Annotated in this window: 5 protein-coding genes and 2 pseudogenes; 1 reads left to right on the forward strand and 6 read right to left on the reverse strand. The window is 57.6% G+C overall.

The annotated features are described in order from the left end of the window. Positions 1-262: 262 nt before the first annotated feature. Positions 263-1,573 carry a pilus assembly protein TadG-related protein gene (locus tag GZH79_RS14440; RefSeq protein ID WP_211644474.1) on the reverse strand — a complete coding sequence of 437 codons (1,311 nt, stop codon included), beginning with the start codon at positions 1,571-1,573 and terminating at the stop codon, positions 263-265. A 1-nt stretch (position 1,574) separates the two neighbouring features. Continuing rightward, positions 1,575-1,979: a TadE/TadG family type IV pilus assembly protein gene (locus tag GZH79_RS14445; protein ID WP_211644475.1), complete on the reverse strand. Its 405-nt coding sequence runs from the start codon at positions 1,977-1,979 to the stop codon at positions 1,575-1,577. Between the two features lie 83 nt (positions 1,980-2,062). On the opposite strand from GZH79_RS14445, the pseudogene GZH79_RS14450 reads away from it, so the two are divergent. Beyond that, a pseudogene (locus GZH79_RS14450) lies at positions 2,063-2,473 on the forward strand (transposase); the annotation flags it as partial. Between the two features lie 1,113 nt (positions 2,474-3,586). Here the strand turns inward: GZH79_RS14450 and GZH79_RS14455 are convergent. The 4 genes and pseudogenes from GZH79_RS14455 to GZH79_RS14470 all read right to left on the reverse strand — a co-directional run. Then, a pseudogene (locus GZH79_RS14455) lies at positions 3,587-3,946 on the reverse strand (transposase); the annotation flags it as partial. A gap of 325 nt (positions 3,947-4,271) precedes the next feature. Beyond that, positions 4,272-4,682, reverse strand: a complete 411-nt coding sequence (locus tag GZH79_RS14460) for a DUF4334 domain-containing protein (protein WP_211644476.1) — start codon at positions 4,680-4,682, stop codon at positions 4,272-4,274. Positions 4,683-5,030: 348 nt separating this feature from the next. Beyond that, positions 5,031-5,327 (reverse strand): hypothetical protein, encoded by a 297-nt coding sequence (locus tag GZH79_RS14465; protein ID WP_211644477.1) that lies wholly within the window; start codon positions 5,325-5,327, stop codon positions 5,031-5,033. Positions 5,328-5,423: 96 nt separating this feature from the next. Further along, positions 5,424-6,209 (reverse strand): alpha/beta fold hydrolase, encoded by a 786-nt coding sequence (locus tag GZH79_RS14470; protein WP_349291213.1) that lies wholly within the window; start codon positions 6,207-6,209, stop codon positions 5,424-5,426. Positions 6,210-6,340 lie beyond the last annotated feature (131 nt).

A 6,340-nucleotide genomic window follows, 5' to 3' on the forward strand; every position in this document is an offset into this window, starting at 1 on the left:
AGCCCGTCAGACCACACCCGGGCCCGATCTCAAGGACGGAAAATGCTCCCCATGCATTGGACATATTCTGCCGCTGCTGATCATTTTGCATTGTTTTGTTTTGCGATGCGAAATCGTGGCGCCAATGGAGCGACAACACCCCCCGCAGACTCTACATCAGACTGAGGGACTTTGCCTGAGGCAAGTCAATCCGATCCATTAAATGCCGGGACCGAACACCTAGCAGTCAATTGAGCGCCACCATACAGTGTCTGTCCGAGGCTTACCTGACCATCCGGAAATAATCGATCTCGATGTTATCTTCCATGCCAGCATTGCAAAATCCGATCTGAGAGTTTGATGTTCCGTCGATCTTGCCAGCTGAAATGATTGACGCACCCTCTACGCTGTCGGCCGAGGCCGCAAACGTCACATCACCCTGAGCAATCAATTGGCTTCCGAAAATCTGAAGGCCGGAAGCCACGTTGATCCCGCCTGATGTGACGATTTGGGCTCCGCCCCCGGTGGCGCAAGAGTCGTTTGCGCCTAACCGAAATCCATTTGGCGACGTGATGGAATTGCTATCAACGCTCTTTGTGACCAGCAACACATCTTCAAGCGCCGCCCCTTTTGACATTTTCACAGGGCAATCGGTCACGATGACCACATTTTTCAAAGGTGTGCTTCCATCAATGGTCAACTGCTTGCCGGAACAAGATACGTCATACATGCTGCCAGGCACCAGATCAGCCATAGACAGCGTCGTCGTGGATAAACTCCGCATGCTGGGGAAGTCGATATAATGTGGGACGGTATCGATGTCCCCATTTCTAAGACGTGTGTCGATGCTGTTCACGTGATCCAGAACGCGGATATTGATCTTTTGGTTGCGCAGCGCTTCGGCAAGGCCATCGTTGCGTTCAAATCCTGACTTCGGCAGGTCAAGGTCTTCGACATTCGGCATGCCGACAATTGTACCCGGCTGAAAATAGTTGTTTTGGTTCAGCGAAACGTAGCTATTTGAATGGATGCAAAAACCGCTCAGCACGGAATTGTTTGACTGCATGTCCACCACGCCTTCAGCGATGAACCCCTCACGCAGACAACCCGGTCGATAGGTGGCAAAGATGGTCTCTGCGCGGAGCTCGAAGTCTTCGATGCCGATCATGCGGAAAAGAAACGTATTGGCTGCGTTGTTTCTGTCGCGGTCGAGAGAGGTGACGACACGGACGGCGGTCTTAGAGTCGGGATCTGCGGTGAAGGTTCTGGTTTCACTTAGGAATGTGCCAAATTCGATGTCAGTCGTTGTCAAGGCACCTTTGAACGAGGCGCCGCCAAGTATCTGGTCCGTAAGGTCGACTGCATCGGCGCGCGCCTGCTCATGCTTTTGGGTTGAGCGACGATATAGTGCTGCATGAGCGGCCTGATCCGCCGCAATTTGAAGCTGGTCCTTGGTTGCTCGCAGGTAGGTGACATCAAGCGCGATGGCCCCGATCGTCGCGACAGACATGAATGTGAACAGCCCCAGAACGGTTCCAGCACCTGTTTCACAGCGCCCGAAGTCGCCAGTCATTTTGGAAAGGCGGCACAACATTCTACTGCTCCAAATAATGGCTCGAAACGATTGCAAGTTCGAAATTGCTAAGACCAGGTATGCTGCCGACGGCTGTAAGCTGGTTCGCCGGAACCACGACTTTCGTCGTCACAATCCCCGTGGTGCTATTGATTATTGCGTCAACAATCCCAGAATAGCCCAAGCCTGAAATCAGGGTATTCACGCGGCTTTCAAGCGCAGCCTCGGAATCAATGGCACCGACCGAAAGCGCACGGTTTGCATCCTGCAGGATCTGCAGCGTCTGACTTTTGCCGTAAAATATGAACGACGCATCTGCAATCATGACGAACAGGTAGAAGAAAGCTGGTATCCACAGCACCATTTCTACCGTGGTGCTACCATGTTCTTCGCGCCAATAGCGGCGCAGCTTCGAAACCAGAAACATGAGATTATCCCCAAATAAATTCCTAATCTATATTCATCAAAAACTGGGCATTTTTACGGCTGAGATGTAGATTTCCACGCGGAAGTGAGCCGACCCAGGGGCCGATCTGTGAAGGTCGGGCCAATTACCGCGCCCTGAAACTGACCTGCCACGCCTGCCCGTCCAAGGTGAAATGCTGCCCGAACGCAGATGCCAGATCGATTACCCGCGAGGAACATGAAGATGCCTGCCAGGTCGCACGCGACATCGCCAAGACCAGACAATACGCCATTTCGATGCTCCTGCGCAAAGAGTTCGAGATGCTCTTCGCCCACCTCAAACGCATCCTCGGCCTCGACAGCCTCCGATTACGTGGACCATGCACCGCAAATGCCGAATTCCTGCTCGCCGCAACCGCCCAGAACCTCCGAAAACTGGCGAAGATCTTTCCCGCACCGCAGCAAATGCACAAAGCCTCACAAGAAAGGCTCTCGCGCCGGATTTGGAACAGCTAGTTCTGCGCTCGCCCATGGGAGTTTTTTTTACAGAATCGGCGGGAAGCAACCGCGGTCCATATTGATGTATCATCAAAGGTTCATGATGGGCAGGTAGGACGGCGTCCCTGCTGATCGTTTATTTGCATCTGTCAACGGCACAGTACAAGTGAGCCAAAGGGCAGGGCAAAATGTTGCCACTTTGGGATTGGTATGATCAGCGTCCAGACGAGCGCCAGCATCCGGGCGTCCGCGCTTGTCATATAGCTGGCGGCTGCCCGGGTGCTTTGGCCCGTGAGGGCCAATCTGTGCTGATTGAGGCTTAGGTTTTGTTTGTTTCCTGACGTGCCTTGCTTTGTCCAAGGCGGTAGCTTTCGCCATTCATCTCGAGGATGGCCCGTAGGGATCGTCATGGTGCGGCCCTTCCGTGCTGATCCTTGCTGGAGGTTCAATGGGGCCTGACCTAGCTAACGACCCTGCCCAATTTGTCACCGCAACAGAGTGTTTCCGCCGCAGTTACGACAAGAATTTTCCCATATGGACGGCCATACCGCCGTTGGCACAAGTCAGAAGGAACGTCCGAAATGGATGAATGCGATCGCAAGACCAATTCGCGGAACGCGGATACGGTACTTGCCCTACCCTCACCAGATGAATTACAGAGCCGACAAAAAAGGTCTCGCATTATTCTGCGTTTCTTTGGCTGCGTGCTGATCGCCGGGCTCATCGTTCTTTTTGGACAGCATGCATGACGGTCCCTTTGTCCAAGCAGCGTCTGCTAACCATTATTGCCCGCCATCGCCCACCTCAAACAATGGTGGACATCTAGCAGGCACTCCATCGCGCCGTCAGAGCGGGGACATCGGACGTGTGTGGACGCCCCCCATGAATGCAAGCACTTTTTCGAACCATTTGGGCAAGTGATCAGGTGCAGTCGTGTGTCAGGCCTGAAAGTTGCAGCCTTTCAAACGCTGCGAGCCCTTATGGAGATATGCAGGTCGGGCCCAGTTTGGATATCCGTGCTCGGTGGCACATCGTCCGGAATGATGGTTCTCGCAACCCGGTCTCATGACCGTTTGCCCTTACGTTCCTACGCCCTACTCACATTCTCGGCGACAAACCGACGGTTTTGACCTATACGGCCATAACCCCCGGATCTCTGTAAGCCTCACCTTTGCGCATGAGCGCCCAGGCTGCGCGCGCCATGCGGTTGGCCAGCGCCGCCGCCACGAGCATCTTCGGTTTACGGGTCAGCATACGGGCCAGCCATAAGCCTTCAGATGCCCCCTTGCGCACGGCCCACCTGACAACGGCGATGGCACCGATAATCAGCAAGCGTCGGATGTCCTTCTGGCCCATCTTCAATGTTCGGCCAAGACGTTCCTTGCCACCACTCGAATGCTTTCGCGGTTTAAGCCCAACCCATGCGGCGAAATCGCGCCCTTTTGAGAAGGTCTCTATTGGACGTGCGAAGGTGGTGATCGCTGCGGTCAACCGGATCTGACAATTGACGCGCTGACGGCCAAACTGGCCGCGGATCACGGGTTGGCAACGCATCGACACGCCCGAGCTGACGCGTTCAGCCTCTGGGCAGAATACACCATCGAGATGGTCGCGTGATTTGCAGACCAGCAACACCCTACGACACGCGGCCAACATCATCCAAGCCAACGAGGTCGGATCATGTCGGCCGAACTGTTCGCTCGAAAGGCCGAAGCGCAGATGGAGGCGGAGCGATTGTTATTGCCATAACCTGCATCATCTTTGCAGTCGCTCGAAGGTTGATCACATTCGCTAACGCCATCATCAAAACACCTCATTATTCGATCGTTTTGCCCATTCTGGTCAGCAGAAAAAAGTAGGGGGACGCTCCACGCATTTCCATGAGGCCGAGGATGCGTCTCTCGTCGATGCGGCGGAAGTGGTCGACGATGGGCTGCCAGTCGTAGATCATCACAGCGCTCGGGCTTCCGCGGAACGCGACCGTGGCAAGCCGCGCGGCAGGCCCCGAAGCGCGCAGGAGGCGGCAGCACAGCCTGAAGGCCGCGCGGGAGGCGGCGCTCTTTGCAAGGCGCGGCCAGCGCAGGGCGATGCGGACAGGCATCAGGCGCGGGGCGAGCGCGATGCCGGGCTCGAAGACAAGCGGATCGACGTGATCGACACTGGCGAAGCGCTTGCCGCGCCAGCCGAGGTATTCCAGCAAGCCGTCGAGCGGATGCCCCGTCCGCAATCCGACCCCCCTGATCGTCCGGAGCGCCCCTGCGGATGGCGCTCTTGGGCGCCTCGGGCCATGGCCCGACGGGGAGTCCCATGCCGTCGAGAGCGGTCTTCCAGACGTTGACGCGGAGGCTTTCCTGAAAGGCGAAGGCGAGCGACGGGATGCGGTGGTCGATCGATGCGGCCTCCACGCGGAAATCCTCTTCGGCGAGCCCGACGCCTTCAGGCAGCTCTCCCGCGGAACAAGTTCGCGGCAGAAGAAAGCGTCGCGCGCGCGGAACTCGGCCGCTCGCGCGACACGGCTGCCGTCGAACTCCTGCACCGTGAGGCGGAAGTCGGTGGAGGTGTCATCGAGAAGGTTTCAGGTGAATGCTTCAAGGCGGCTCTCGATCTGACGGACGAAGCCCTCGGGGCCGGTCATGCGGAGCGGTCGCGGATAGTGGAGGCGCAGTCGCAGGAGCCGGTCAGTGCCCGCAACGTGGTCCATGTGGGCATGCGAGACGGACACGTGGCTGACCCGCAAAAGTTCGCGCAGGGTCAGCGGCGACAGATCGCCCATGTCGAACAGCATTGCACGCCGGCCGAAGCGGAAATCCAGATAGGCACCGGGATCGCCGTCGGGCGGGTTGACAAGGCGGGGCTGAACAAGCTGGGTCATGGGGCCACCTTGGCAGAAGGGTGCCACTTCGCTTGTCATGAGTGCATATCGGGCCGCGACAGGCTGTGCCAACATTGCAAGCCCATGCTCCGCACCTCATCCCTGCACCGTCTTCAAGATGACCTCCGCTGCCTCCCCTGGGCGATCCCACTGCGGAAAGTGACCGCACTGGTCGAACCAGTGCAGGTGAGCAGTCGGGAAGGCTGCCTGTGCGCGCTTTGCTTGGCGGGGCAGCAAGAGCCGATCCTGTCGTCCCCAGCCGATCGTCACCCGTCCAGGTGGCGTCGCCGTGCCCTCCTGCAATGGACCATGCGCCAGTTCGCACAGCATGGCATCGAAAACCCCGGTCGTGGCGATTGACGTCAGTTCGGCCTGAACCAACCAAGGATCAAGGCGGCCGGGATGTGCCGATAACTGCGCCAGCAGCAAAGACCGCGCGGCCCGGTTTTGCGATAGCGCCGGGATGTGCCGCCGCAAGAGGCGCACCAGTCGGACTGACGCAGCCAGGGTCGAGCGGAACCAGGCGGTTTCCCAGCCATGCCAAAAACCGCCCGGATCGTAGGCGACCGTATGGCCACCTTTTCCACGCCGTGCCAATTCCAGCACCAGCCGGGCGCCGACGGAACTGCCGACGGTATCGACGCCCGCCAGATCGTTGCTGTCGATGAAGTGTTCAAGCGCATCCGCATAGGCGGCGACCGCCTGACGCCCCTCAAGTGGCGGAGACAACCCGTGCCCCGGCAGATCGACCAAAACCACCTCGCGCACAGGGCTGAGCATCGGCACGATGCTGCCCCAAGACCTCAAGCTTCCGCCCAGCCCGTGAACCAAGAGCAAAGGCCGACCTGCACCCTGACATTCGAAATTCAAGTCCATGCTCATCAACGATCTGAAGCGGGCCCGGTTTCATGTAGATTTTTCGGGTCAGAAATGAAGATCGATCAATAAGCCCTGCGTCACTCGTCCCGTTAAGAAATGGAAAGATTACGCCCGAACGTTTGTTCAGCCGATGA

Source organism: Loktanella sp. SALINAS62, assembly GCF_018263905.1.
In the GTDB taxonomy this organism is placed as follows: domain Bacteria; phylum Pseudomonadota; class Alphaproteobacteria; order Rhodobacterales; family Rhodobacteraceae; genus Loktanella.

Coding starts and splice junctions, on each gene's coding strand:
- GZH79_RS14440 (WP_211644474.1), bottom strand. CDS start 1,573: ATGTTGTGCCGCCTTTCCAAAATGACTGGCGACTTCGGGCGCTGTGAA.
- GZH79_RS14445 (WP_211644475.1), bottom strand. CDS start 1,979: ATGTTTCTGGTTTCGAAGCTGCGCCGCTATTGGCGCGAAGAACATGGT.
- GZH79_RS14470 (WP_349291213.1), bottom strand. CDS start 6,209: ATGAGCATGGACTTGAATTTCGAATGTCAGGGTGCAGGTCGGCCTTTG.
- GZH79_RS14465 (WP_211644477.1), bottom strand. CDS start 5,327: ATGACCCAGCTTGTTCAGCCCCGCCTTGTCAACCCGCCCGACGGCGAT.